This is a genomic window from Streptomyces marianii (assembly GCF_005795905.1).
Taxonomy (GTDB): Bacteria; Actinomycetota; Actinomycetes; order Streptomycetales; family Streptomycetaceae; genus Streptomyces; species Streptomyces marianii.
In genome coordinates, this window is sequence record NZ_VAWE01000001.1 from 6,066,224 (window position 1) to 6,091,602 (window position 25,379).

Annotated in this window: 20 protein-coding genes, 1 pseudogene and 1 riboswitch; of the genes and pseudogenes, 7 read left to right on the top strand and 14 right to left on the bottom strand. The window is 72.3% G+C overall.

All coding sequences use genetic code 11. From position 1 onward, the window contains the following. Positions 1 to 24 precede the first annotated feature (24 nt). Both FEF34_RS27610 and FEF34_RS27615 read right to left on the bottom strand, forming a co-directional pair. The gene (locus FEF34_RS27610; RefSeq protein ID WP_138055557.1) at positions 25 to 1,248 is read right to left on the bottom strand and encodes a serine hydrolase domain-containing protein; all 1,224 of its coding nucleotides are present in this window, start codon (positions 1,246 to 1,248) and stop codon (positions 25 to 27) included. Between the two features lie 329 nt (positions 1,249 to 1,577). Continuing rightward, positions 1,578 to 2,831, bottom strand: a complete 1,254-nt coding sequence (locus FEF34_RS27615; RefSeq protein ID WP_138055558.1) for a cytochrome P450 — start codon at positions 2,829 to 2,831, stop codon at positions 1,578 to 1,580. Positions 2,832 to 3,092: 261 nt separating this feature from the next. Between FEF34_RS27615 and FEF34_RS27620 the strand changes: the two genes are divergently transcribed. Further along, positions 3,093 to 4,262, top strand: coding sequence for a steroid 3-ketoacyl-CoA thiolase (locus FEF34_RS27620; RefSeq protein ID WP_138055559.1), 1,170 nt, complete (start codon positions 3,093 to 3,095; stop codon positions 4,260 to 4,262). Between the two features lie 251 nt (positions 4,263 to 4,513). On the opposite strand, the pseudogene FEF34_RS27625 reads toward FEF34_RS27620, so the two are convergent. From FEF34_RS27625 to FEF34_RS27680, 11 genes and pseudogenes are all read right to left on the bottom strand, one after another. Continuing rightward, positions 4,514 to 5,511 (bottom strand): annotated as a pseudogene (locus FEF34_RS27625) (IS5 family transposase). Positions 5,512 to 5,855: 344 nt separating this feature from the next. Further along, complete coding sequence (locus FEF34_RS27635; RefSeq protein WP_138055560.1) at positions 5,856 to 7,055, bottom strand: IS4 family transposase; 1,200 nt, start codon at positions 7,053 to 7,055, stop codon at positions 5,856 to 5,858. Between the two features lie 220 nt (positions 7,056 to 7,275). Then, positions 7,276 to 8,448: an IS701 family transposase gene (locus tag FEF34_RS27640; protein WP_138057454.1), complete on the bottom strand. Its 1,173-nt coding sequence runs from the start codon at positions 8,446 to 8,448 to the stop codon at positions 7,276 to 7,278. A 154-nt stretch (positions 8,449 to 8,602) separates the two neighbouring features. After that, positions 8,603 to 9,166 carry a dihydrofolate reductase family protein gene (locus FEF34_RS27645; RefSeq protein ID WP_138055561.1) on the bottom strand — a complete coding sequence of 188 codons (564 nt, stop codon included), beginning with the start codon at positions 9,164 to 9,166 and terminating at the stop codon, positions 8,603 to 8,605. Positions 9,167 to 9,311: 145 nt separating this feature from the next. Then, positions 9,312 to 9,713, bottom strand: coding sequence for an aggregation-promoting factor C-terminal-like domain-containing protein (locus FEF34_RS27650; RefSeq protein WP_138055562.1), 402 nt, complete (start codon positions 9,711 to 9,713; stop codon positions 9,312 to 9,314). A gap of 300 nt (positions 9,714 to 10,013) precedes the next feature. Further along, positions 10,014 to 10,871, bottom strand: a complete 858-nt coding sequence (locus tag FEF34_RS27655) for an ECF transporter S component (RefSeq protein ID WP_138057757.1) — start codon at positions 10,869 to 10,871, stop codon at positions 10,014 to 10,016. Positions 10,872 to 11,062: 191 nt separating this feature from the next. Beyond that, a complete protein-coding gene (locus tag FEF34_RS27660; protein WP_138055563.1) occupies positions 11,063 to 12,904 on the bottom strand; it encodes an ABC transporter ATP-binding protein in 1,842 nt (613 codons plus the stop codon). Continuing rightward, positions 12,901 to 14,007 carry an energy-coupling factor transporter transmembrane protein EcfT gene (locus FEF34_RS27665; RefSeq protein WP_138057758.1) on the bottom strand — a complete coding sequence of 369 codons (1,107 nt, stop codon included), beginning with the start codon at positions 14,005 to 14,007 and terminating at the stop codon, positions 12,901 to 12,903. Before FEF34_RS27665 ends, FEF34_RS27660 begins: the two co-directional genes overlap by 4 nt. A gap of 350 nt (positions 14,008 to 14,357) precedes the next feature. Then, positions 14,358 to 15,047 carry an SCO2322 family protein gene (locus FEF34_RS27670; protein WP_138055564.1) on the bottom strand — a complete coding sequence of 230 codons (690 nt, stop codon included), beginning with the start codon at positions 15,045 to 15,047 and terminating at the stop codon, positions 14,358 to 14,360. Further along, positions 15,047 to 16,306: a prenyltransferase/squalene oxidase repeat-containing protein gene (locus tag FEF34_RS27675; protein ID WP_138055565.1), complete on the bottom strand. Its 1,260-nt coding sequence runs from the start codon at positions 16,304 to 16,306 to the stop codon at positions 15,047 to 15,049. The genes FEF34_RS27670 and FEF34_RS27675 overlap by 1 nt, the downstream gene beginning before the upstream one ends. A 113-nt stretch (positions 16,307 to 16,419) precedes the next feature. After that, a riboswitch (cobalamin riboswitch) is annotated at positions 16,420 to 16,556 on the bottom strand. A gap of 272 nt (positions 16,557 to 16,828) precedes the next feature. Beyond that, positions 16,829 to 17,869: an MBL fold metallo-hydrolase gene (locus tag FEF34_RS27680; RefSeq protein WP_138055566.1), complete on the bottom strand. Its 1,041-nt coding sequence runs from the start codon at positions 17,867 to 17,869 to the stop codon at positions 16,829 to 16,831. 329 nt (positions 17,870 to 18,198) lie between these two features. Here FEF34_RS27680 and FEF34_RS27685 point away from each other — a divergent pair, with 329 nt between their 5' ends. From FEF34_RS27685 to FEF34_RS27695, 3 genes are read left to right on the top strand one after another with little or no spacing between them, the layout of a single operon-like run. After that, positions 18,199 to 19,662 carry an aldehyde dehydrogenase gene (locus FEF34_RS27685; protein WP_138055567.1) on the top strand — a complete coding sequence of 488 codons (1,464 nt, stop codon included), beginning with the start codon at positions 18,199 to 18,201 and terminating at the stop codon, positions 19,660 to 19,662. After that, on the top strand, positions 19,662 to 19,895 hold the full coding sequence (locus FEF34_RS27690) for a ferredoxin (RefSeq protein ID WP_138055568.1): 234 nt from the start codon (positions 19,662 to 19,664) through the stop codon (positions 19,893 to 19,895). Before FEF34_RS27685 ends, FEF34_RS27690 begins: the two co-directional genes overlap by 1 nt. Positions 19,896 to 19,932: 37 nt before the next feature. Then, positions 19,933 to 20,805 (top strand): tetratricopeptide repeat protein, encoded by an 873-nt coding sequence (locus FEF34_RS27695; protein WP_138055569.1) that lies wholly within the window; start codon positions 19,933 to 19,935, stop codon positions 20,803 to 20,805. 320 nt (positions 20,806 to 21,125) lie between these two features. On the opposite strand, the gene FEF34_RS27700 is transcribed toward FEF34_RS27695, so the two are convergent. Beyond that, positions 21,126 to 21,761, bottom strand: a complete 636-nt coding sequence (locus FEF34_RS27700) for a TetR family transcriptional regulator (protein ID WP_138055570.1) — start codon at positions 21,759 to 21,761, stop codon at positions 21,126 to 21,128. A gap of 268 nt (positions 21,762 to 22,029) precedes the next feature. On the opposite strand from FEF34_RS27700, the gene FEF34_RS27705 reads away from it, so the two are divergent. From FEF34_RS27705 to FEF34_RS27715, 3 genes are all read left to right on the top strand, one after another. Next, positions 22,030 to 23,343, top strand: a complete 1,314-nt coding sequence (locus tag FEF34_RS27705; RefSeq protein ID WP_138055571.1) for a glycosyltransferase family 4 protein — start codon at positions 22,030 to 22,032, stop codon at positions 23,341 to 23,343. 121 nt (positions 23,344 to 23,464) lie between these two features. Beyond that, positions 23,465 to 24,196 carry a class I SAM-dependent methyltransferase gene (locus tag FEF34_RS27710; RefSeq protein ID WP_138055572.1) on the top strand — a complete coding sequence of 244 codons (732 nt, stop codon included), beginning with the start codon at positions 23,465 to 23,467 and terminating at the stop codon, positions 24,194 to 24,196. Next, on the top strand, positions 24,193 to 25,287 hold the full coding sequence (locus FEF34_RS27715) for a prenyltransferase/squalene oxidase repeat-containing protein (protein ID WP_138055573.1): 1,095 nt from the start codon (positions 24,193 to 24,195) through the stop codon (positions 25,285 to 25,287). Before FEF34_RS27710 ends, FEF34_RS27715 begins: the two co-directional genes overlap by 4 nt. Positions 25,288 to 25,379 lie beyond the last annotated feature (92 nt).

Sequence of the window (25,379 nt, forward strand, 5' to 3'; positions counted from 1 at the left end):
CCGCTGGGGACTACGGGACAGCCCTTAGGACGCCGGTGACGGTGTCCGGGAGGGTGGTGGGCTGCTCTTCTCGGACTGCGGCGCGGTCGGCAGGTCGAACACGTTGCGCGGTGTCACCACCTCGGTGACGGCGCGCCCGAGCATCGTGCTCAGCGCCTGGCCGCGGTAGTCGGTGTCGGAGTTGACCAGGATCACCAGGGTGGCCCGCTGGGACGGCAGTTGCAGGGCCAGTGTCTCGTAGCCCGGGAGCTCCCCGTTGTGACCGATCCAGCCCCCCACCCGCATGATGCCCAGTCCGTACTGGACTTGCGGGATGGTCGTCGGGCCGAACCGCAGACGCTCCTTCTGCGTGGCGGGGTTGAGCAGCCGCCCGTCGGCCAGGGCGGGCAACCAGGTGTGCAGATCGTCGAGGTCGGAGATCACGGCACCTGCCGCCCAGGCCCAGGACGGGTTCCAGTTGGTGGCGTCGACCGTGCCGCCGGACGGGGTGGCCGTGGCGGCACCGGACTTCGTGTAGGCGGTGTAGCCGTGGGCGTAGGGCTCCGGGATCGCCTCGTCCGTCGGGAACGAGGTCCCGTCGAGCCTCAGTGGCGCGAAGACGCGCTGCCGGAGGTAGTCCTCCAGCGGCTGTCCGGTGACCTTCTCGATCACCAGCCCGAGCAGCACCGTGTTGGTGTTGCTGTACTCCCACCGGGTGCCGGGCGGGAAGTTCGCCAGGTGCGCGAACGCGTAATCGAGCAACTGCTGCGGGGTGAACGTCTGCTGGGGGTCGGCCTCGAAGGACCTCTCCCACTTGTCGTCCTCGGTGTAGTTGAACAGGCCGCTGCGCATGTCGGCGAGCTGGCGCAGGGTGATCCGGTCGCCCGCCGGTACGCCGTCGACGTACTTGCCGACGGGATCGTCGAGCCCGACCCTGCCCTGGTCGACGAGTTGCAGCAGGCCCGTGACCGTGAACGTCTTGGTGACGCTGCCGATCCGCATGTGCAGACCGGTCTTCATCGGTGTGCCGGACGACTTGTCGGCCACGCCGAACGACTTCTCGTACGTACCGCGGCCGGGAATCCAGACGCCGACGATCACACCCGGAATCCCGGCCTTCGCCATGGTGTCGGTGACGGCCTTGTCGAGGGCCTCCGTCACGGCGGGATCGAACTCCTGACGCGGGGTCTGCGCGTGTGCGCCGGTCAGGCCCGTGGCGACCAGCAGCAGGGCGGCGAGAACCGCCGACACGACTCTGAGACGGATCATCCGCGGCCACCTCTGGTTTCTCGGCGAACGAGGTGAAACGGTCCCTTCGGTGAAACGGTCGATACAGGGATCATCCATCATAAGATCGCCGCAACCGGAGGGCGACTCGGGCGGACGCGGCCCGGCCGGCCGGGCCGCGTGGGGCCGGTGGGCCGGGTGGGAGACGGGGGCGGGCGCAGGGGGATGGCCCCCGCCTCCCACGGCCGGGGTGTGTGCGTCGCCGGGTGGGTGACCGCCGGCTTGCGCGCGTCACGGCTGTGTGTATCGCCGCGTCAGTGCGTCGGTCCGTGCGTCGTCGGGTGCGTGCACCGGTCGGTGGCCCTCGGGCCTCAGCCGCCGACGCCGACGCGGAGTTCCTTGATCCCGTTCAGCCAGGCGGCGCGCAGTCGGCGCGGGTCGCCTGCCAGGCGGAGGTCGGGGAGGACGTCGGCGACGGCGTTGAAGATGAGCTCGATCTCCTGAACGGCGAGGGACTTGCCGAGGCAGAAGTGCGGGCCGCCGCCGCCGAAGCCGAGGTGCGGGTTGGGGTCGCGGGTGATGTCGAAGGTTCCGGGGTCCTCGAAGACCTCGGGGTCGTTGTTGGCGGACGAGTAGAAGAGACCCACCCGGTCGCCCTTGCTGATCTTCTGGCCGCCGAGTTCGGTGTCCTGGGTCGCGGTCCGCTGGAAGGAGACCACGGGCGTGGCCCAGCGGACGATCTCCTCGGCCGCGGTCGCCGGGCGCTCCCGCTTGTAGAGCTCCCACTGCTCGGGGTGGGTGAGGAAGGCGTGCATACCGTGGCTGATCGCGTTGCGGGTGGTCTCGTTGCCCGCCACCGCCAGCAGCAGCACGAAGAAGCCGAACTCGTCGGAGGAGAGGTTGCCTTCGCCCTCGGCGGCGACGAGTTGGGTGACGATGTCCTCCGCCGGGCACTCCTTGCGCGCGGCCGCCAGGTTCATGGAGTAGCCGATCAGCTCCATGGCGGCCTCGGCGCCGATCTCCTCCGTGATCGCGTACTCCGGGTCGTCGTACGCCACCATCTTGTTCGACCAGTCGAAGATCCGGGCGCGGTCCTCCTGGGGGATGCCGATGAGTTCGGCGATGGCCTGCAGCGGGAGTTCGACGGCGATCCGGGTGACGAAGTCGAAGCCGCCGTCCGCGCTGCCCCCCGCGGCCTCCCTCGCCTCCTCGACGATTCGCCGGGCGCGGTCGCGCAGCGCCGACTCCAGTCCGCGTACGGCGCGCGGGGTGAAGCCGCGCTGGACTATCTGCCGGACCCGGGTGTGCTCGGGCGGGTCCATGTTGAGCATGATCAGGCGCTGCGCCTCGATCTGGTCGCGGCTGATGTGCTCGTTGAAGCGGATGACCGCGGTGTTCTCGCTGGAGGAGTACAACTCGGGGTGGGTGGACACGTATTTGACGTCCGCGTGGCGGGTGACCGCCCAGTAGCCCTCGTCGTCGAAGCCGGTGATGCCGCGTGGCTGCGGGCACCACCAGACGGGAGCCGTCCGGCGCAACCGGGCGAACTCGGGGAGGGGGACGCGACTCTGCAGCAGATCGGGGTCGGTGGCGTCGAACCCTTCGGGGAGATGGGGGCAGGGCATCGGCAACTCCAGGTCTCGCGGCTGGACAGCTGTGCGGCGGCTGCAAGGTTCTGACGACCCATCAGAATTGCCCGCAACGTAGTAACGGGTTCTACAACTGGCAAGACTCGCGTCGGGAACTGTTGCGTGCAGGAGCCTTGCGTACCTGGGGTAACCCTCATAAGACTGCTAGAGAACTAGAACGCGTACTAGTTCTTCTTGCGGTTCTTGCGTGCGGGGTACCGGGACACCCCGCGCCGGTGCTGAGGAGAGGACGAGCTCATGGCCGCGGAACCCGTCATCGTCGAAGCCGTACGCACACCCATTGGCAAGCGCGGTGGCGCGCTCGCCAATCTGCATCCCGCCTACCTGCTGGGCGAGACCTACCGTGAACTGCTCGGCCGCACCGGCATCCACGCCGACTGCGTCGAGCAGATCGTCGGCGGCACCGTCACCCACGCCGGCGAGCAGTCCATGAATCCGGCGCGCAACGCCTGGCTCACCATGGGGCTGCCCTACGAGACCGCCGCGACGACCGTCGACTGCCAGTGCGGCTCCTCGCAGCAGGCCGCGCACATGACCGCCAACATGATCGCCGCCGGGGTGATCGACGTCGGCATCAGCTGCGGCGTCGAGGCCATGTCGCGCGTACCGCTGGGCAGCGGCTCCAAGCACGGACCGGGAAAGCCCTGGCCGGACGAGTGGAACGTCGACCTGCCCAACCAGTTCGAGGCCGCCGAGCGCATCGCGCGCCGTCGCGGACTCACCCGCGAGAACGTCGACTCCCTCGGCCTGATCTCCCAGGAGCGGGCCGCGGTCGCCTGGGCCGAGGAGCGCTTCAAGCGCGAGACCTTCGCTGTCCAGGTGCCCACGACCGAGGAGGAGCAGCACGCCGGACAGGGCATGTGGCGGCTCGTCGACCGGGACGAGGGCCTGCGGGACACCTCCATGGAGGCGCTGGGCGGGCTGAAGCCCGTGATGCCGACCGCGGTCCACACCGCCGGGAACTCCTCGCAGATCTCCGACGGTGCGGCGGCGATCATGTGGGCGTCCAAGCGCATGGCACGGGCCCTGAAGCTGAAGCCGCGCGCCCGGATCGTCGCGCAGGCCCTCGTCGGGGCGGACCCGCACTTCCATCTCGACGGGCCGATCGACGCCACACGGGCGGTGCTGGGGAAGGCGGGCATGTCGCTCGGGGACATCGACCTCGTGGAGATCAACGAGGCGTTCGCCTCCGTCGTGCTGAGCTGGGCGCAGGTCTTCGACCAGGATCTGGAGAAGGTCAACGTCAACGGCGGGGCCATCGCGCTGGGGCACCCCGTGGGCGCGACGGGCGCGCGGCTGATCACGACGGCGCTGCACGAACTCGAGCGGACGGACAAGGAGTTCGCCCTGGTGACGATGTGCGCGGGCGGGGCACTGGCGACGGGCACGATCCTGCAGCGGCTGTGAGACACCGCAGGGGCGCAACTCGTCGAGTCGGGGCGGTCGTTGCCTGAGCGGGCGTGTCGGCGGCATCATGCACACGCCCGATGCGTGGATCGGTCTCAGCGACGCGGATCGGGCCTGGTGGGACCAGCGGGTCGTCAGCGTCCGTGGACTCGACGGACGCTGGAGCTGATCTCCACCGAGAGGACTTCGCCGGCCGCCCGTTCACCCCGGGCTCGGCGGGCGAGCCGGCTAGGGCGTGTTCTGAGTTGAGATCACGGGAGGGCTGGCAGGCTGCGTAACCAGAGGATGGATCCGCGCAAGTGGAGCCCGGCGGCATAGCTCTCGGGCGTCTTGTCGTAGCGAGTGGCCAGCCCCCGCCATTCCTTGAACTTGTTGATGGCGCGCTCGACGGTGTTGCGATCTTTGTAGAGCGCGGCGTCGTGGCTGACCGGGCGTCCGCCGGAGCGTCCCTTCTTCTTGCGGTTGGCGGTCTGGTCGGCCTTCTCCGGGATCACCGCCTTAATGTTGCGTCTGCGCAGGTGGGCGCGGTTGGCGCGGGAGGAGTACGCCTTGTCGCCAGCGACCGCGTCCGGCCGGGTCCTGGGGCGGCCGACCGGGACACGCACCTTGATCTTCTTGAGGACCGGGATGAAGCGCGGACTGTCCGCGGCCTGGCCGGGGGTGAGGATGATGGACAGCGGGCGGCACCGCCGCTCGACGGCGAGGTGGACCTTGCTGGTCAGCCCGCCCCGGGAGCGGCCCAGTTCGGCGGCCCGCAGCCGGGCCCTGCGGCGTCGGCGCACGGCGCGGCGCTGTTCCCGCCCGGAGTCCTCCATGTCCGCGGGTTGCTCGCCTACGGGGTTGTTTTGTCCCTTTGCTGCAGCCCCTTTTCCTCCGCCACGGCCTTCTCCAGGTCCTCGAGGAGTTCCGGGGCGACGACCATGCCCGCCGCGTGGTGATGCGCGCGGGCAACAGTCGAGTCCACGCTGACCAGGCTGAGATCTACATCGTCGCGGGCCGCCGCCTCGGCGATCATCGCGTCCATGAGGGCCTGAAAGACCCCCTCACGCACCCACATCCGGAACCTGTCGTAGATCGTCGACCAGGAGCCGTAGCTCTCCGGCACATCTCGCCAGGGGCAGCCGGTGCGGAACCGCCACATCACCGCGTTGAAGTAGCTGCGCAGGTCAGGGATCGGTCCGAACGCACCCAGCGGCAGGTGCGGCTCGACCAACCCCCACTCGGCATCGGTCAGATCGCCACGAGTCACGCGACCGGTCTATCGCAACCGGCACCCTCCTGGAGCGGGAATGACCGAGCTCGTGATCTCAACCCAGAACACGCCCTAGTACTACAGGGCTAGATCCAATGCCGCTGTTTTAAGCCGTGGTCTTGGGTTTTCGCTTGGTCGGGGCGATCTTGGAGGCGGGGGTGATGGTGACTGTTTCGGTCGGTGGGGCGGCGGGCTGGGGCCAGGTGCGGTGGTGGGCACGTTTGAGGCCCCAGTTGGACATCTTGCGCTTGACGACGCGGGGGAACGCGCGGAGTCTGCGGGCCGGTAAGAGGCGTCGGAGGATCTCGGCGAGGGTGCGGTCCCAGGCGGCGGCGAGGCGGTCAGGGGGAAAAAGCCGCCTGGGCGGGGACCTGGCGGCGCACGACGCGTAGGGAGCGGGTGAAGGACAGCCGGTCGGGGTCGGTCCCGGCCTGGGCTGCGGCCTCGTGCATGACCTGGCGCACGGCGTGGTGGACGAGGAGGAAGCCGTAGACCTCCTGCTCGACGCCGTCGGGGTATCTGGATCGCAGGACCACGTCGGGGCCGCGCTGGTGGACCTTGATCTCGTCCAGCACCCCTTCCACTTCCCACCGCTCGTGATACAAGGCCGCCAGCTCGGCCGCCGGTGCCTGGTCCGGATCGAGGATCGTGGTGATCAACCGGACCGGACCGGCCTCCTCGTGGCCGGCGACGGTGTACTCCACCACCCGCACCCGCTGCCCGTGGACGCGGCGCCTGTCCCCGGCCGCGTAGATCTCCGACAGGTACGAGCCGTCCGGGTACTGCTCGCGCACCACCAGCACCACGTTGGATGCCACCCGCCACAGCAGGTCCGCGCCCGTGGCTGCGGCGGTCTTCCACCGGTCGTAGCCGGGGAAGCCCCGGTCGGCGAGCAGCAGCATTCCCGGCTTCAGGTGCGGCAGCAGTGTGTCGGCGAGCACCGTCTCGGCCACTGTGCACGCCCCGGTGGCCGCGGCGAAGACCGCGTGCGTGCCGCACTCGGCCAGCACCACCAGCCGCACCTGCGGAAACGCACCCTTCTTCTCACCCCGCCCGGATCCCGGCCGTCCGAAGAACATATCGTTGGCAGGGGTGTCCGCCACATCCAGGGTCGTGCCGTCCACCGCCACCAGCCGCCGGCCCCGGTACCAGGCACCGACCGTGTCCGGCGTCGCCACCGGACGGCACACCCGGCCGAACAGGGCCCGCAGCGGCTCCGGCCCCAGCCGGGCACGCGCCCGGGAGATCGCCCCGGTCGAGGGCACCTCCCACCTGCCCCGCCACCGGCCCGCCCAGGCCAGACCCTCCGTCAGCAGCCGCGCGACCTCCTCATACGCCTGCCCCGAGAACAGACACATCGCCAGCACGAAGTAGACCGTCACCCGCGCCGGCAGCAACCGGATCCGCTGCTCAACCCGACCCGTCTCGACGACGACCTCATCGACCAACTCCGCCGGGAACGCCCGCGTCAACACACCCAACGCAATCCGGTCCGACAACCGCTCCTCAACCGGCGGCTTCACCTGCCCAGCCCGTGGCACAACAGCACCCCTCCCCAACCACAAGCTACAAGCAACTCACCCCAAAGTCAGCGGCATTGGGGCTAGATCTTGATCATCTGAAGCTGTAGCCGCCTTCTGAAATGGTGCCGTCGCGCCTCCGCTTGATGCGCGCGCCGCCAGATCGACCAGCGAAGTCCCTGGTCAATGGCGATGCGAGTCAGGCCGATCAGGTTGAACAGGCGCCGGACCTCGGCGACGGTCAGGGCCGCGAGCCGCCGCGTTCGCGGCCCGCGCCCGCCGCCCAGGTTCGAAGAGCCCCCTTTTGCGGGGTTCGGGCCATCGCGGCCAGGAACGCCAACGCCAGCATGGACAGGGTGATATGGCGATACCAGGCGTCGTATTTGCGTACCTGGTAGTTGTCCAGCCCGGCCTGCTGCTTGGCCGCCTCGAAACACTCCTCGACCGGCCAGCGCAGTCCTATGACCGCCACCAGTTCCGACAGTGATTCCCCGCGCGGGTTGTAGCAGTGGAAGTAGGCGAGCTCCCCATCCGCGATGGAGCGGCGTACTACGTACTGGCGCCCGTCCCGCCCGGCGATTACCGCCCAGTCGTAGGTGCGGAACCCTTTGGCTCCGATCCCGCAGGCACGCCGGGAGAAGTCCCCCGGCCGCAGGTGTGATGCCAGGTTGTCCAACCGGGTCGGAGTGTCGGGGTTGGTGGAGATGCCCGCGGTGTTCACGTCGGTAGATTTCGGAACGGCCATGCAGTAGGCAATGTCCTCTGCTTCCAGATACCTGCGCAGAATCCTGTTCTGGCCGAACTCCTCGTCCGCAACGAACCACGAAAACGGCACCCCGGCCGCCACGGCGCGCTCGATCATGGCCTGGACCTGCTGCGGACGGGTGCGGAAGACCACCTCGTCCGGGATCCCCGCCTCCCGGCGGCGTTCGAAGTCGACGGCCCAGGAATCCTTGGGCAGGTAGAGCTCCCGGTCGATCAGTACACGGTCGCCACGACGGTTGGCGTAGGCCAGGAACGACCCGATCTGGCAATTGTCGACACGTCCGAGGGTGCCGGAATACTGCCGCTGGACCCCGGCGGATTTGGTGCCCTTCTTCGCGAAGCCGGTGGGGTCGGCGATCAGCACGCCCCGGGGATCCGCGAAGCGTTCCATGGCGTAGTCGCAGACCAGGTCCCGCATCAGAGCCGCGCTCCACGGGGTGAGGTTCAAGAACCGCTGGAGTGCTTTGGGCTCCTTCTCGCCGGCGAACTCAGCCATGGTCCAGCCGTTCTTGCGCTGCAACGGGGAGAGGAGCCCACGTAAGTACTGAAGGGCGTGCCCTTGGGATTCCGGGCGGTAGAACAGGGGGGTTATCCGCTCACCCAGCGCGGCGAACTCGCGGTCCCAGACGGCTAAATCGGCAGGGCTCACTGCGTCCGACGAAGAATCTTGATCATGGGGCTGTGTCGTGGCCACAGGCAGAGCCTCCCATCACCCCATGATCAAGATCTAGCCCTGTAGTACTAGGGCGTGTTGCGAAAGTAGCTCCGCCCGCCCGTTCCACCCCGGGCTCGGCGGGCACGCCCTAACGCGCCACGCGGTGGCGGAGGTGGACGACTCGCGAGCCGAACGTGCGGGTCTCGACGAGCTCGAGATCCACCCGGCGCTCGTGCCGGGGAAAGAACGGAATGCCACCGCCGACCAGCACCGGGTAGATCATGGTCCGGTACTCGTCGATCAGGCCCAGCGCCGCCGCCTCGGCGGCGAGAGTCGCGCCGCCGATCGCGATGTCGCCCTCCCCCGGCGCTGCCCGCAACCGCTCGACCTCCTCCGCCAGGCCGCCGGAAGCCAGGCGGGCATTGCCCTGCACCGCCGACAGCGTGGTGGAGAACACCACCTTGGGGAGCGGCTTCCAGAGCGCGGCCCACTCGAGCATGGAGTCGTCGAGCGATGGATCCTGGTCGGCGGTCTCCCAGTACAGCATCGTCTCGTACAGCCGTCGTCCCAACAGGTGGACGCCGACCCGTCGAATCTCGTCGATCCAGAAGCGGAACACCTCCTCGTCGGGCGCCGTCCAGTCGAAGTCGCCGTCCGGCCCGACGATGTAGCCGTCAAGCGAGACGCTCATCGAATAGGTCACGCTGCGCATCGGAAGCCCTCCTCGGTGACGGGTTCGACAGTACGGCCGCCGGGCGCCGCAGGACACGGCGAAGGCCCCGGGCCGACGCGTGGTGCGTCGGCCCGGGGCCCGGGTCCGCTGTGCGCGGCAGTCCGTCGTCCGCCGTCCGGCCGGCTCAGTACCAGTGGTTGGCCTGCCAGAAGTTCCAGGCGCCGCACGGGCTGCCGTAGCGCTCGTTCATGTAGTCCAGACCCCACTCGATCTGGGTCTTCGGGTTGGTCTTCCAGTCGGCGCCGGCGGAGGCCATCTTGCCGCCCGGCAGGGCCTGGACCAGGCCGTAGGCGCCGGAGGAGGCGTTGGTGGCGGTGTGGTTCCAGTTGGACTCGTGCGAGACGATCTTGTCGAAGCACTGGAACTGCGCGGTGGGCATCATCTGCTTCGCGATCTCCTGCGGCGTCGCGGCCGCGGCCGTCGACGTCGTCCCCATGACCGCGCCGGCCGCACCCAGAAGCACGGCGGTACCGGCGGCGAGGGACTTGCTGCGGGCGGAGATGCGGGTGATCAGCGAGCGGGACAAGGGCTTACCTAACGTTCGGGGACTCCGGGTCGCGAGGGGCGGGCCGAGCCGGGCTCGTGTGCCGGGCTTCCAGGCCCTGCTGCGTCTTGCGACGGGAACAGTTGTAGCCAGCCCCTGGGGGCCCCTGCCGTGACCGGGCTCACGCCGTAGATACGACGTAGAGGGGGTATTGACGGCCTAAAGTCCCAAACCGGACATATGCGGTTTAGGGCAGGTGGGGGGCGGCAGGTCGGGAACCCGCCTCCTCGGACGACGTCTACGAACGCCGATAGTTCTGGGACCAAAGTCCTGTGGGCCGCCTCACCCCTCCGGAGAGGTCCTGGCCGTCTCGAATGTGACCTGGGCCTCGAACGCCGCCCGTCGGGTCGCCCGGCGGAGCGCCTTGAGCAGCGTCGGGCCCACCGCGAGGGTCAGGACGACGGTGAGGGCCGCCCGCCCCAGGTCCCAGCCGAGGGAGGTGGCGAGGACATACGCTCCGAACCGCACCAGGTTCTCGGCCACGGGAGCGCCCTCCTGGAACGAGATGCCGGAGGCGAGGCCCGGTACGAGCGTCCAGCCGTAGAGGTTCATGACCGTGCCGTACGCGAACGCCGCGGCGAAACCGTACCCCGCGAGCATCAGCAGCTCCGCACGGCCCCTGAGGCGGTGCGCACCCGGCAGCAGACCCGCGCCCATCGTGAACCAGCCCATGGAGAGCATCTGGAACGGCATCCACGGCCCGACCCCGCCCGTGAGCAGGGCGGACGCGAACATCGTCACCGACCCGAGGACGAACCCGAACCCGGGCCCGAGCACCCGGCCGCTGAGCACCATCAGGAAGAACATCGGCTCCAGTCCCGCCGTGCCCGCGCCGAGCGGCCGGAGCGCCGCGCCCACCGCGGCGAGTACACCGAGCATGGCGACGGCCTTCGCGTCCATCCCGCCGTCGGCGATGGTCGCGACCACCACACCGACGAGGAGGGGGAGCAGGGCGGCGAACAGCCAGGGCGCGTCCTGTGCGTGGCCGGTGACGGTGGCGTCCGCGTCGGCGAGCAGCGGCCAGCCGAAGGCCGCGACACCGATCGCGCTGATGAGGACGAGGGCGGTGACGGCACGGGGGCCGAGGCGCACGGGGCGGGCGGTGCGCGCGGGGACGGGGTGGGCCGCGGTCCGGTGCAGGGCGCTCCGTTCAGATCGGTCGCTCCGGTTGTCCCGGTCAGGTCGGTTGCTCCGGTCAGGTCGGACGCTCCGGTTGTCCCGGTTGTCCCGGTCAGGTCGGTCGTCCCGGTCGTCCCGGTCGTGTCCGTCGCGCAGGTCGCGCCGCTCAGGTCGACCCTGCCGGTCGGGCCGCCCGGGGGTGTCGGCGGTGCTCACAGGGCGGCCTCCACCTGGGCGACGGTGAGCCACGGCTCCGGGGCGAGGATCTTGGCGACCTGAGGGGCGAAGGCGGGGGAGGAGACGACCACGTCGGCCGTCGGTCCGTCCGCGACGACCTCGCCGCCCGCGAGGATCACCACACGGTCCGCGATCTCCGCGGCGAGTTCCACGTCATGCGTGGCCAGCACGATGCCGTGGCCCTCGGCCACCAGGCCGCGCAGCACGGTGACCAGTCGCGACTTCGCCGCGTAGTCGAGGCCGCGGGTCGGCTCGTCGAGCAGCAGGAGCGGGGGACGGGCGGTCAGCACGATCGCGAGGGCGAGCGCCAGCCGCTGTCCTTCGGACAGATCCCGGGGATGGCTGGCGTCCGCCACCCCCGGGAGCAGCGCGGAGACCAGCTCCCGGCAGGTCCCGGGCGCGGCCCCGGCGTCCCCGTCCGCGGCGGCGCACTCGGCCCCGACCGTGTCCGCGTACAGCAGATCCCGCGGCTCCTGGGGGACGAGCGCGACCCGCCGCACCAGCTCGGCGGGCCGGGTGCGGTGAGGGGTGCTCCCGCCGACCCGGATCGTGCCCGACGCGGGCTCGACCATGCCGACGAGGCTGCCCAGCAGCGTCGACTTCCCGGCGCCGTTGCGGCCCATGAGGGCGACGGTCTCTCCGGGCGCGACCACGAGATCGACCCGCCGCAGCGCCTCGATCCGACCGCGCCGCACCCCGAGCCGCGCGGCCTCCACGAGCACCGCCGGGTCGTACTCCCCGGCCGGCTCGACCTTTCGGGCCCGCCCTCGCCCGAACCACGGGACCAGGGCGGCCGGCCCTCGTCCTCTGGCGGTCCGCCGCCCGCCCACCGCGGGGCCGGAGACATCGGCACGCGCCGGGCCCGGCGCGGCTCCGCCGGTCGTGTCCGTGCCGTCCGCCGTGCGGGCGGAGGACGAGACGGGTGCCGCGGGCCCGGGCTCCCCGGCCGCCTCCCCGCGCGCCGAAGGGCGTGTGCCCCGCGCGGCTGCCGGCGTCACCCCCGCCAGCCGGGCGCGCAGTTCGCCCGCGTGGCGGCGGGCGTCACGGACGGAGAGGGGGAGCGGGGCCCAGCCCGCGAGGCGGCCGAGAGCGACGACCGGGGGGCGGACCGGGGAGAAGGACATGACGTCGGCGGGGGCGCCCGACACCAGGGGCTCGCCGGGCGCGGGCATCAGCACGACCCGGTCCGCGTACTGCACCACCCGCTCCAGACGGTGCTCGGCCATCAGGACCGTCGTCCCCAGGTCGTGGACGAGCCGCTGGAGCACCGCCAACACCTCCTCCGCCGCCGCGGGGTCGAGCGCGGACGTCGGTTCGTCGAGGACCAGCACCTTCGGGTGCGGGGTCAGCACGGACCCGATCGCGACCCGCTGCCGCTGCCCGCCCGAGAGCGTCGCGAGGGGACGGTCGCGGAGTTCCGCCAGCCCCAGCAGGTCCAGCGTCTCCTCGACCCGCCGGCGCATCACGGCGGGCGCCAGCCCCAGCGACTCCATGCCGTACGCCAGTTCGTCCTCGACCGTGTCGGTGACGAAGTGCGCGAGCGGATCCTGGCCCACCGTGCCGACGACGTCGGCGAGTTCGCGCGGCTTGTGGGTGCGGGTGTCGCGCCCGTCGACCGTCACCCGGCCCCGCAGCGTGCCGCCCGTGAAGTGCGGCACCAGCCCGGAGACCGCCCCCAGCAGTGTCGACTTGCCGACTCCCGAGGGCCCGACCAGCAGGACGAGTTCGCCCTCCGGGACGGTGAGGTCCACCCCGGAGACCGCCGGCGCCGCCGCGGCGTCGCCATACGTCACCGAGACGTTCTCGAAGCGGATCATGACGTGGACTCCTTCGGCGGCACGGGCGCCACGAACGCGGGCAGCAGGCCCACCAGCACCGCCGCGGCGGGCCACAGCGGCAGGGCGGGCACGGTCAGGGGTACGACACCGGGATGCAGTGCACCGGGCTGGTAGGCGCCCGCGCGGATCATCAGCGCCGCCACGACGACACCGGACCCGGCCACCAGCCACGCCCTCGGACCCCAGCGGTCCGGGCGGTACCGGGTGCGCATCTGGCGCCGTCCACCGAGCCACAGCCCGCCCAGCGCCGCCGCGAACCCGCCGAGGAGCACGGGGAGGCCGTAGCCCGCGCCCTCCGCGGCGAGCAGCCCGTACGAACCGGCGCACACGCCGAGCAGTCCGCCGAGCGTGAGTGCGGTGGTGGTGTGTCGCACGGCCGGGGGAACCTGCGCGGTACGGCCGTAGCCGCGCGCGTCCATGGACGCGGCGACCGCGACCGAACGCTCCAGCGCGCCCTCCAGGACCGGCAGCCCGATCTGCAGGACGGCCTTCACCCCGCCCGTCGGACGGCCCCGCAGCCGCCGTGCGGTGCGGAGCCGGAGCACGTCGGCGACCATGTTCGGCGCGAACGTCATGGCGACGACGACCGCGACCCCCGCCTCGTACAGCGCGCCCGGCAGCGACTTCAGCAGCCGGGCCGGGTTCGCCAGCGCGTTCGCCGCGCCGAGACAGATCAGCAGGGTCGCCAGCTTCGCCCCGTCGTACAGCGCGAACACCATCTGCTCCGCCGTCACCCGGCCGCCGACCCTGACGCCCTGCGCCCAGTCCGGCAGGGGCACCTCGGGCAGCGTGAGCAGGACACGGGTGCCCGGGATGGGCGAACCGAGGACAACGGAGAACACCAGCCGGATCGCGATCACGGCGAGGCCGAGCTTGACGAAGGCGCCGTACGAACGGGCCCAGGGGGCGTCCGTGCGCCGGGCCGCCACGACGTACCCGGCGACGCCCACCAGCAGGCCGAGGAGGAGGGGGTTGGTCGTCCGCGAAGCGGCCGTGGCTAGGCCGAGCGCCCAGACCCACCAGGCTCCGGCGTGCAGCGCGTTGCTCCGGCCGGCGGCGGGCGCCCGCAGGGCACCGCGCAGCGGCCGGCGCTCCTGCGGGGACCGGCCGGACGGCCGACTGCCGCAGGGCGCGGCGCCGCGCTCGTGGCTCCCGTCGTCCGGGCCGTTTCCGTGGCCGTGGCCGGAGCGTGTGTCCGTGCCGGGGCCGCTGACGGTGCCGTCGTCCGGGCCGTTGCCGGAACCTTCGCCGGAGCCCGTGTCCGCGCCCGGGTCGTTCCCGGGGCCGTCGACCGGACCGCTTCCGGAGCCCCTGTCCGCGCCCGGCTCCCGGTCGCCGGGGCGGGCGTGGACACCGCCCAGCAGCCGGACGGGACGCCGCCGTCCGTGCGGCTTCGCGGGGTCGTCCGCCTGCGCGGGCACGGGCGTCCGGGTCATCCGCGGCGGCGGGACTGCCAGAACGCCGCCCCGCCCAGCGCGAGCACGGCCGCGATGCCCGCGAAGAGCCCCAGAGTGGGGCCCCCGCCGGCCGCCTCGCCGCCGACCGCCCCGGAGGGCTTCCCGGCCGGCGGGGCGGAGGCGCCGGACTCCGCGGGTGCCGGATCCCCGGCCGAGACCTGCTCGCCGCAGCCCGTCCTCGGGTAACCGGAGATCGCGCACAGCAGCGCGTCCGAGTTGTAGCGGAGCGGCTTGGCCACCGCCGCCAGGGCCTCCGCGCTGGTGGCGTCCGAGGGGACCGCGGCGCAGCCGGACGCCGACGGGGACGGGGGCTTCTCACCGGACGGCGCGTCCGCCTCGGTACCGAAGTCGATCACGACCCCGACCCGCTTGGTGCCGGGCTTCGCCGGCGTGTCCGCGCACAACTGCGAGAAGGAGGGGGCGGTACGCGGCTTCGCCGAGTCCTGCGAGTCCGCGCTGACGGAGAAGCGGTATCCGTCCACCGAGCCGTCGGCCGGCCGCGCCGTGGCCGGTCCCTGCGTGGCGTAGACCCAGGCGGTACCGCCGGACTGCCAGAACGACCAGTACCGGTAGCCCGCCGCCTGCGCCTGCGCCTGCCCCGCCACGCCCGGCACCGCGAGCACGGCGCCGAGCGCGAGGAGGAGCGCGGTCAGTCGCCTGCGCATCACTGCTGCTTGCTCTTCCGGCGGCCGCTGATCAGGATGCCTATGCCGGCACCGGCCGCCAGGCCGGCGCCGACGATCCACCAGATCCCGGCACTGTCACCGCCCTTGTGCTCCTCGCCCGCGTCGCTCTTCGTCCGCGGAGCCGGCGGCTCGGTGGTGGAGGCCGGCGCGGGACCGGTCGCGTTGAGCTGCCGTACGAGGTCGGCGCCGCCGAAGTCCCGCGGGTCGTCGCCGTGGGCGTGCGCGGCGAGGATCAGCTGCGCGTACGCCGCCGGGCCGCCTTCCTTCGCCCACGCGGCGGAGTTCTTCCCCAGCCACTGGACCGCCCTGTCCGCCTTGTCGCCGTGCCCGGCGGCCGAGAGCGCGAGGACCGCGTCCGCGGTGTTGCCGAAGTCCGGGAGCGGGGCCGGGTCGGCGGCGCCCGGCATCGGCGGCGAGTCCAGATGGCCGGACTTCGCCAGTGCCGCGGCCAGGTACGCGGCGCCGTTGCGGGCCGACTGCTCCGGGGTGGCCTTCGCCGGGGAGGCGCAGGCGGCGCGGCCGCCGTCCGGCTCCGGGCCGGAGACGACCAGGCCGCGGCCCAGCCCGGCGAGTACGGCGGCCGCGGTGGCGTCGCCGTTGGCGAGGAGCTTTCCGGCCTTGTCCGGCTGGTAGGCGAACGCACCGCCGCCGGCCTTGTCCGCACACGGCACGGCGAACGTGACCAGCGCGTCGAACGGGCTCTTGCCGCTCTTCGACTTCACCTCGCCGGGCCGCGCCTTGGCCGCGGCGAAGGCGCCGATCACGACGGACGTGGAGTTCGCGTCGGACGGCATGCCGGGGTTGTAGCTCCAGCCGCCGTCCTCGTTCTGCACGGACTTCAGCCACTCGAGGCCCTTGTTCACGGCGTCCCCGTGGCCGCCGAGGGCACGCAGGGCCTGTACCGCCGCCGCGGTGGCGTTGGTGTCCAGCATCGTCTTCGCGTCGCACGGCCTGGACGCGTCCGCACGGTAGGAGGCGAAGCCGCCGTTCTCGCACTGCTGCCCGGTGAGCCACCCGACGGCCTGCTCTGCGGGCACGGTCTTGGCGACGTCCTGGGCGAGCAGGGCCAGCGACTGCCGCCACACCCCGTCGTAGGTCGGGTCCTTCGTGCCGTAGAGCCCGGCCGGGAGCGCGGCCGAGGGGGAGGGGGTGGGGGCGGCCGTCGCTGCCGGAGCAGCGGCCACGCAGAACACGGCGGAAGCGGCGGCGAGCGCTGCTGCGCTGCGGCGAACGGACATGGCGGGCTGGGCCTCTCCTGCGGGGAGCCGGGCACAGGCACGCTGGGGTACCAGGCTCCGGCCCCGTATTCCTCGACGGTGCCTGCCAGCGGGCCGGTCCCGATGGCACGAGCCGGTCACGGCCGGTACGGGGCATTCCGACTCGCCGCCTGCGACGGCGGCTCACGGCTGCGGGTCAGTGCCGGATTCGCACCGGCTTCCCCCCGTACGGGTGTGATGACGACTCGCACACTCTACCGGCCCGTAATCCCCGCCCCTCGGGACGGTCGGCCGGGTAGGGCAGGAGGCCCTCGGCGGCCCCGCCCACCGGGCCTCGCGCTGATCTCGGCGGGGCCGGGTGGCTTGTGCGAGGGTCCGGCTCGGGTGTCGGCGGGGCCGGGTGGTCGAGGGTCCGGCTCGGGCGGGGCCGGGGGTGGCCGGCGTGACGGGTCCGGCTCGGGTGTCGGCGCGGCCCGGCGGTCGAGGGTCCGGCTCGGGCGGGCCTCGACCCGAGCCGTGCTCACGCAGCCCTCGCACTCCGGCTCAGCCGACCGCGGTGTACGCCACCGGGGCGCTGCCCGGCACCGCCTCCACCCGGCCCAGTTTCACCAGGCGGCGCAGATGGGCCTCGGCCTCCGAGACGGCGATGGTGCGGGAGCCGTAGGGGATCTCGTCCCACGGCCGGTTCCACTCCATGCGCTCCGCCAGCTGCCAGGGGGTCAGCGGTGCGGCGAGGAGGGACAGCAGCCCGGTCAGCCGCTCCTCGTGGTGGGCGAGGAGCTCCCGGACCCGTGCCGGGGCGTCGGTGAAGGCGTGCTGGTGCGCCGGGAGCACCTCGGCGGCGCCGAGGCGGCCGACGCGTTCCAGCGAGTCCAGGTAGTCGCCGAGGGGGTCGGTGACCGCGGAGTCGTCGGGGTCCTCGTACAGGCCGATGTGCGGGCTGATGCCGGGGAGCAGATGGTCGCCGGAGAAGAGGCGGCCGCGGCCGGGGAGGTTCGCCGGATGCTCCTCCTCCAGGTGCAGGCACACATGGCCGGGCGTGTGACCGGGAGTCCAGATCGCCCGCAGCCTCCGCCCGGCGAGGTCCAGCAGCTCGCCGGGTGCGATCTCGCGGTCGGGCAGGGCCACCCGCAGCCCGGGGAGGGCTCGCATCCGGCCGCGCTCGCGGGCCGCGAGCAGCGGGGCGAGGTGCTCCTCCGGCGCGCCGACGGCGGTGAGCTTCCCGGCCAGGTAGTCGAGCCAGGCCCCGGGCCGGGCCTCCCGGGTGCGGCGGACGACGGCGATGTCGGCCGCGTGCATCGCGATCCACGCGCCGGACGCCTCGCGCACCCTGCCGGACAGCCCGTGGTGGTCCGGGTGGTGGTGGGTGACGAGCACGCCGTGGACGTCGGCCACCGCGAGGCCCAGTTCGGCGAGGCCGTCCGAGAGCGCCGTCCAGGACGCGGGGTCGTCCCATCCGGTGTCGACGAGGACGGGCCCGCGGCCGGTGTCCAGGACGTGGACCAGCGTGTGGCCCAGGGGGTTGTCCGGGATGGGGACCTTGAGGGACCAGACACCGCCGCCGTGCTCCGTCACCCGCGTCATCGGCTCCCCATCCTCCCGGCCGGGCCCAAGAACGAGAACCCGTTCCAATGGTCGCCCAAGTCGACTTCATTGCAAAGGGCTCGGCGGTGGTGCGGGGCCGGGAGCGCCGGTCCGCGCCCGCGCCTCTGCTTCCCGGGAGCGCCGGTTCACGCCCGCGTCGCTGCTTCCCTGGAGCGCCGGTCCGCACACGCGCCCCTGCTTCCCTGGAGCGGGTTCCGGCCGTGGACTCCTCCGGCGGGAACTGGTATCTGTTCAGGCGGTTGGCCAATCTGAAATGCCGTCAGAAAAATGGAGCGCTCGGAGAGCCGGGGCCGCGGGAGGCAGTCGTCATGTCCGAACTGGTGGAGCACGGGAAACTCTTCATCGGCGGGGAGTTGGTCGATCCCCTCGGCGCGGACACCATCGAGGTGGTCTCGCCGCACACCGAGCAGGTCATCGGACGCGTCCCGCACGCCTCGCGGGCCGACGTGGACCGGGCGGTCGCGGCCGCCCGTGCCGCCTTCGACCGCGGGCCCTGGCCGAGGACGCCGCTCGAGGAGCGCATCGAGGTCGTCGGCAGGATCAAGGACGCGATCGCCGCACGGCACGAGGAGATCGCCCGCTCCATCAGCTCCCAGAACGGATCGCCGTACTCCTGGAGCGTCCTGGCCCAGGCGCTCGGCGCCATGATGGTCTGGGACGCGGCCATCACCGTCGCCCGCGGCTTCACCTACGAGGAGCGGCGCGGCGGAGTCCTCGGCCCCCTCCTCGTCCTGCGTGAACCGGTCGGCGTGGTCGCCGCCGTGGTCCCCTGGAACGTCCCGCAGTTCGTCGCCGCGGCCAAGCTCGCGCCCGCCCTGCTATCCGGCTGCGGTGTGGTCCTGAAGCCCTCGCCCGAGACCCCGCTGGACGCCTACATCCTGGCCGACATCGTCCGCGAGGCCGGCCTGCCCGAGGGCGTGCTGTCGATCCTCCCCGCCGACCGCGAGGTCAGCGAGTACCTCGTCGGGCATCCCGGCGTCGACAAGGTCTCCTTCACCGGCTCGGTCCCTGCCGGCCGGCGCGTGATGGAGGTCGCCGCCCGCAACCTCACCCGCGTCACCCTCGAACTCGGCGGCAAGTCCGCCGCGGTGATCCTGCCGGACGCGGACCTGGAGACGGCCGTCCAGGGAATCGTCCCGGCGGCCTGGATGAACAACGGCCAGGCGTGTGTGGCCCAGACGCGCATCCTCGTCCCGCGCCCCCGCTACGACGAGTTCGCCGACGCCTTCGCCGCGGCGGCCGGGGCCCTGGTGACCGGCGACCCGCTGGACCCGGCGACCCAGGTCGGTCCGCTCGTCGCCAGCCGCCAGCAGCAGAGGTCGCTCGGCTACATCGCGCTCGGCCAGGAGGAGGGCGCCAAGGTCCTCGCCGGTGGCGGCCGCCCGGCCGGCCTCGACCGCGGCTGGTACGTCGAGCCGACCCTCTTCGGCGGCGTCGACAACGCCATGCGGATCGCCCGCGAGGAGATCTTCGGACCCGTCGTCTGCCTGCTGCCGTACGGCGACGAGGGCGAGGCCGCCGCGATCGCGAACGACTCCGAGTACGGGCTCAGCGGCAGCGTCTGGACGGCCGACGTCGAGCACGGCATCGACTTCGCGCGGCGGGTCAGGACCGGGACGTACAACGTCAACACGTTCAGCCTCGACATGCTTGGCCCGTTCGGCGGATACAAGAACTCCGGGCTGGGTCGGGAGTTCGGTCCCGAGGGGTACGGCGAGTACTTTGAGCACAAAATGGTTCATTTGCCGTCGGGATACGGGAGCGAGAGCTGATGGGTGACCGCTGGCAGGTCGAGGTCGACCGTGGTGTGTGCATCGGTTCGGGGATGTGTGTCAGCAACGCGCCGGACGGCTTCAAGCTGGACGCCGCCCGCCAGTCGCACCCCACCGAACCGGAGACCGACGCGAACGAGGACATCCTCGCCGCGGCGGAGGGCTGCCCGGTCGAGGCCATCTCGATCCGGCTGCCGGGCAGCGGTGAGGCGGTGTTCCCGCCCGAGGAGTAGCCTCCTGCGGTCCGGTACCGGGAGCAGGGCGGGGAACATGGAGAGAGCAGAGGCCAGGCGGCTGATCGAACGTGCCCGGCAGGCCTTCGACGCCGGGGAGTGGCGGCAGTGCGCGGAGACCTACGAGCAGGTGCTCGCCCACTTCCCGGACGAGGAGGCCGGCGGCGTGTGGTGGTACGACGCGGCCCTCGCGTACAAGTTCCTGCGCGACTGGCCCAAGGCCTACGCGCTGGGGCGGGAGGCCGCGGCCCGGGCGCCGCGCGGAGAAGGCGATCCGGCGTTCTGGAACCTGGGTATCGCGGCGACGGTCCTGCGCGAGTGGGAGGTGGCCCGCGACGCCTGGGAGGGCTTCGGCGTCCCGGTGCCGGAGGGGGAGGGGCCGATCGACGTCGACGGTGCCTTCGGCATGGCCTGCGTGCGGCTGGAGACGGACGGCGGGCAGGAGGTCGTGTGGGCCCGGCGGCTCTGCCCCACCCGGGCGCAGGTGCTCAGCGTGCCCTTCACCGGCGGCCGGCGGTTCGGCGAGGTCGTCGTGCACGACGGGGAGCCGAAGGGGGAGCGCGTGGTCGACGGGCAGCGGATCGCCGTCTTCGACGAACTGGTCCTCTTCGAGCCCTCGCCCCTGCCCACGCTGGTGGTGACCGTGAACGCCGCCGAGGCGGCGGATGTGCACGCCCTGGTCGGGCTGTTCGCGGAGGAGGGCTTCGGCGCGGAGCCGAAGAGCGGTTTCGTCCTGCACTGCGGATGTTGCAGCGAGGGGACCGTCGAGTACGAGGGCGACAGCGTCCACGCCGGGGCGCAGGAAGTCGCGCTCGCGGCGCCGCTGGAGGAGGCCGGCCGCATCCTCGGCGCATGGTCGGGGCAGGTCGCGATCGGGCGGAGCTGGAGCGGGCTCCGGGCGGTCTGCTGAGCCGGCTTCCGGCCGGTCCGCCGCTCGGCGCCTCGTCCGACCGGCCGCTCCTGGCCTCGGCCGTTTCGGGTGTCGGGGTGTCTGCCGGTCTGCCGGGTCGGGTCCCGGGCGGTCCGCCGTGCCTCGCTTCTGCCGGGCGGTCGGCCTGTGCCGCTGCGGTTCTGTCGAGGGGGGTTCCGGCCGTTTCGGGTGTCGGGGTGTCTGCCGGTCCGCCGGGTCGGGTCCCGGGCGGTCCACCGCCCCTCGCCTCGGCCGGTCCGCCGGGTCGGGTCCTGGGCGGTCCACCGCCCCTCGCCTCGACCGGTCCGCCGCTCCTCGCCTCAGCCGGTCCGCCGGCCCGGCTGCCTTCCCGGGGCCGTGAGGTCGATCAGGCGGCAGACCGTCTCGATGTCGATCTTCACCTGGGCGATCGAGGCGCGACCGGACAGCCAGGTGATCAGGGCCGAGTGCCAGGTGTGCTCGATGACCCGGACGGCGGAGAGCTGTTCGGGCGTCGGGTCTTCCAGGCCCATCGCGTCCAGGATGATCGCCGTGGTCTGGCGCGAGACCGTGTCCACCTCGGGACTGACGCTGCGGTCGGCGAAGGTCAGCGCACGCACCATCGCGTCCGCGAGGTGCGGTTCGCGCTGCAGCGCGCGGAACGCCCGCATCAGGGTCTCGGCCACCCGCTGCGCCGCGCTGTCCGCGACCGGCGGGCGCTTGCGCAGGGTGGTGTGCAGATGCTGGAGCTGGTCCTGCATCGTGGCCACGAGCAGGTGCACCTTGGAAGGGAAGTAGCGGTACAGCGTGCCGAGCGCGACACCGGCCGCCTCGGCGACCTCACGCATCTGCACGGCGTCGAAGCCGCCCCGGCTGGCCAGCTGCGCGCTGGCGTGCAGGATGCGGCGGCGCCTGGCCTCCTGGCGCTCCGTCAGGGGCGGGGTCGCCGGAACGGCCGGCCTGGTCTCCGCGCTCATCTCTTCCGTCCCCGTCCCCGGTCCAGGGGCCCTTCCCGGCCCGCTGTCCGGATCCGTGCTGCGTTTCCGTTCCGGGAGCTGCCGGAGGGCCAGCATGGCAGGGCTCCGCGCCGTGGCGCGAATCACCTGATCCAGGCCTTACAGCAGCGCTACCTGCCGGTAGATTCGATGCTCCTTGAGCGATCAAGAACGATCAAGTGTGGAACTTGTTCTAGATTAGCGCGAGCGGTTACGCTCCGGCGAAAGTGGAGTGAGAAGGGGGCCGTAGGTGACCGCTGAGGCCATAGCGGCCGGGCCCCGTCGGGGTGCGTCCGGTGCCGATGACCGACCGCTGCGCATCGCGCTCCTCACCTACAAGGGCAACCCGTTCTGCGGGGGCCAGGGCGTCTACGTACGCCATCTGTCCCGGGAGCTCGCCCGCCTCGGCCACAGCGTCGAGGTGATCGGCGCCCAGCCCTTCCCCGTGCTCGACGAGGGTGTGCCGCTCACGGAGCTGCCCAGTCTCGACCTGTACCGGCAGCCCGACCCCTTCCGCACCCCGGGGCGCGGCGAGTACCGCGACTGGATCGACGGGGTCGAGGTCGCCACGATGTGGACGGGCGGCTTCCCGGAGCCGCTGACGTTCTCGCTGCGCGCACGACGCCATCTGCTCGCGCGCCGGGGCGAGTTCGACGTCGTCCACGACAACCAGACCCTCGGGTACGGACTGCTCGGCGACCTCGGCGCACCGCTCGTCACCACCATCCACCACCCGATCACGGTCGACCGGCAGCTCGAACTCGACGCCGCGCAGAACTGGCGCCGCCGGGCGTCGGTGCGCCGCTGGTACGGCTTCACCCGGATGCAGAAGCGGGTCGCGCGCCGGCTGCCTTCCGTCCTCACCGTCTCCGGCTCGTCCGAGCAGGAGATCGTGGAGCACCTGGGCGTCCGTCCCGAGCGGCTGCGGGTCGTGCACGTCGGCGCCGACACCGGCCTCTTCTCGCCGGACCCGTCGGTCGCCGAGGTGCCCGGCAGGATCGTGACGACATCGAGCGCCGACGTGCCGCTCAAGGGCCTGGTGTTCCTGGTGGAGGCGCTCGCCAAGCTCCGTACGGAGCAGCCCGACGCGCATCTCGTCGTCGTCGGTAAGCGCGCCGAGGACGGACCCGTGGCCCGGATGATCGGGCGGTACGGCCTCGAGGACGCCGTGCGGTTCGTGAAGGGCATCTCCGACCAGGAGCTGGTGGACCTCGTACGCAGCGCCCAGGTGGCCTGCGTCCCGTCGCTGTACGAGGGGTTCTCGCTGCCGGCCGCCGAGGCGATGGCCACCGGCACCCCGCTGGTCGCCACGACCGGCGGCGCCATCCCGGAGGTCACCGGTGCCGACGGCGAAACCTGCCTCGCCGTGCCGCCCGGCGACGCCCACGCCCTCGCCGGCGCGCTCGGCCGGCTCCTCGGGGACGCGGGACTGCGCCGCCGCATCGGCACGGCCGGGCGGAACCGCGTCCTGTCCCGGTTCACCTGGACCCGTGCGGCCCAGGGCACGGCGGAGCTCTACCGCGAGGCCATCGCGGCACGCCCGGCCGCGGCCGGTGCCCGATGAACACCCGGCGTTCCGCACCGCGGGCGAGGACCCGCTCCGCGGGTGCGGACGGCGGGTCCGCACCATCTGCAAGGCGCGCCCCCAGCGAGGGCGCCGTGACCCACCCGGAAGGGCAGACCTCGTGCTGACCGTCGACTTCACCCGCTTTCCGCTCGCCCCGGGCGACCGTGTGCTCGATCTCGGCTGCGGTGCCGGGCGGCACGCGTTCGAGTGCTACCGGCGCGGAGCCCGGGTCGTGGCCCTCGACCAGAACGCCGAGGAGATCCGCGAGGTCGCCAGATGGTTCGCGGCGATGAAGGAGGCCGGCGAGGCGCCCGAGGGCGCGAGCGCCACCGCGATGGAGGGCGACGCGCTCAACCTGCCCTTCCCCGACGAGTCGTTCGACGTCGTCATCATCTCCGAGGTGATGGAGCACATCCCTGACGACAAGGGCGTCCTCGCCGAGATGGTCCGGGTGCTCAAGCCCGGCGGCCGGATCGCCGTGACCGTGCCCCGCTACGGCCCCGAGAAGATCTGCTGGGCGCTGTCCGACGAGTACCACGAGGTGGAGGGCGGTCACATCCGCATCTACCGGGCCGACGAACTCCTCGGCAGGATCCGCGAGGCGGGCCTCAAACCGTACGGCACCCACCACGCCCACGCGCTGCACTCGCCGTACTGGTGGCTGAAGTGCGCGTTCGGCGTCGACAACGACAAGGCGCTGCCGGTGCGCGCGTACCACAAGCTCCTCGTCTGGGACATCATGAAGAAGCCCCTGCTCACCAGGGTCGCCGAGCAGGCGCTGAACCCGCTCGTCGGCAAGAGCTTCGTGGTGTACGCGACCAAGCCGCACCTGCCCGGGGTCGACGCGTGACCGTGCCCTGGCGCCGCCAAGGGCGTACCGAGCACCTCGTCCTGCCCGGGGTCCTCACAGCCGAGCAGGCCGCCGAGACCGTCGCCGGCATCCTCGCCGTCCAGCGCGAGGACGGGGCGATCCCCTGGTTCCGGGGACACCATCTGGACCCGTGGGACCACACCGAGGCCGCCATGGCGCTGGACGCGGCGGGCGAGCACTCCGCGGCGACCCGCGCCTACGAGTGGCTGGCACGCCATCAGAACGAGGACGGCTCCTGGTACGCCGCGTACCACGACGGCGAGGCCGACCGGCCCACCGACCGGGGGCGCGAGACCAACTTCTGCGCCTACCTGGCCGTCGGGGTCTGGCACCACTACCTGGCGACCGGCGACGACGTGTTCCTGGACCGGATGTGGCCCTCCGTCCACGCGGCGATCGAGTTCGTGCTCCGCCTCCAGCAGCCCGGCGGCCAGATCGGCTGGAAGCGGGAGGCACCGGAGGACGGAGGGGCGGCGGTCGACGACGCGCTGCTGACCGGGAGTTCGTCCGTCTTCCACGCGCTGCGCTGCGCCCTCGCCATCGCCGAGGAGCGCGAGGAACCGCAGCCGGACTGGGAGCTGGCGACCGGAGCCCTGGGGCACGCCATCCGCCGTCACCCGGAGCGCTTCCTCGACAAGTCCCACTACTCGATGGACTGGTACTACCCCGTCCTCGGCGGCGCCGTCACCGGCGACCAGGCGAAGGCCAGGATCGACGCGGGCTGGGACGCTTTCGTGGTCCCCGGGCTCGGCGTGCGGTGCGTACTGCCCAACCCGTGGGTGACGGGCGGGGAGAGCTGCGAACTGGCCCTGGCGCTCTGGGCGGTGGGGGAGTCCGACCGGGCGCTGGAGATCCTGCAGTCCGTCCAGCACCTGCGCGCCGAGGGCGGGATGTACTGGACGGGCTACGTCTTCGAGGGCGACCGCGCCGTGTGGCCGGAGGAGCTCACCACCTGGACGGCGGGTTCGCTGCTGCTCGCGGTGGCCGCCCTGGGGGGCGACGAGGCGACCACCGCGGTGTTCGGCGGGGAGCGGCTGCCGCGCGGCCTCGAACCGGAGTGCTGCCGGTAGGTCCGTCGTCGGCCGTGGGTCCGCCTCCGGCCGCGCGGGACGGAGTGCTGTCGGTAGGTCCGTCGTCGGCCCTGGGTCCGCGGCCCGGCACG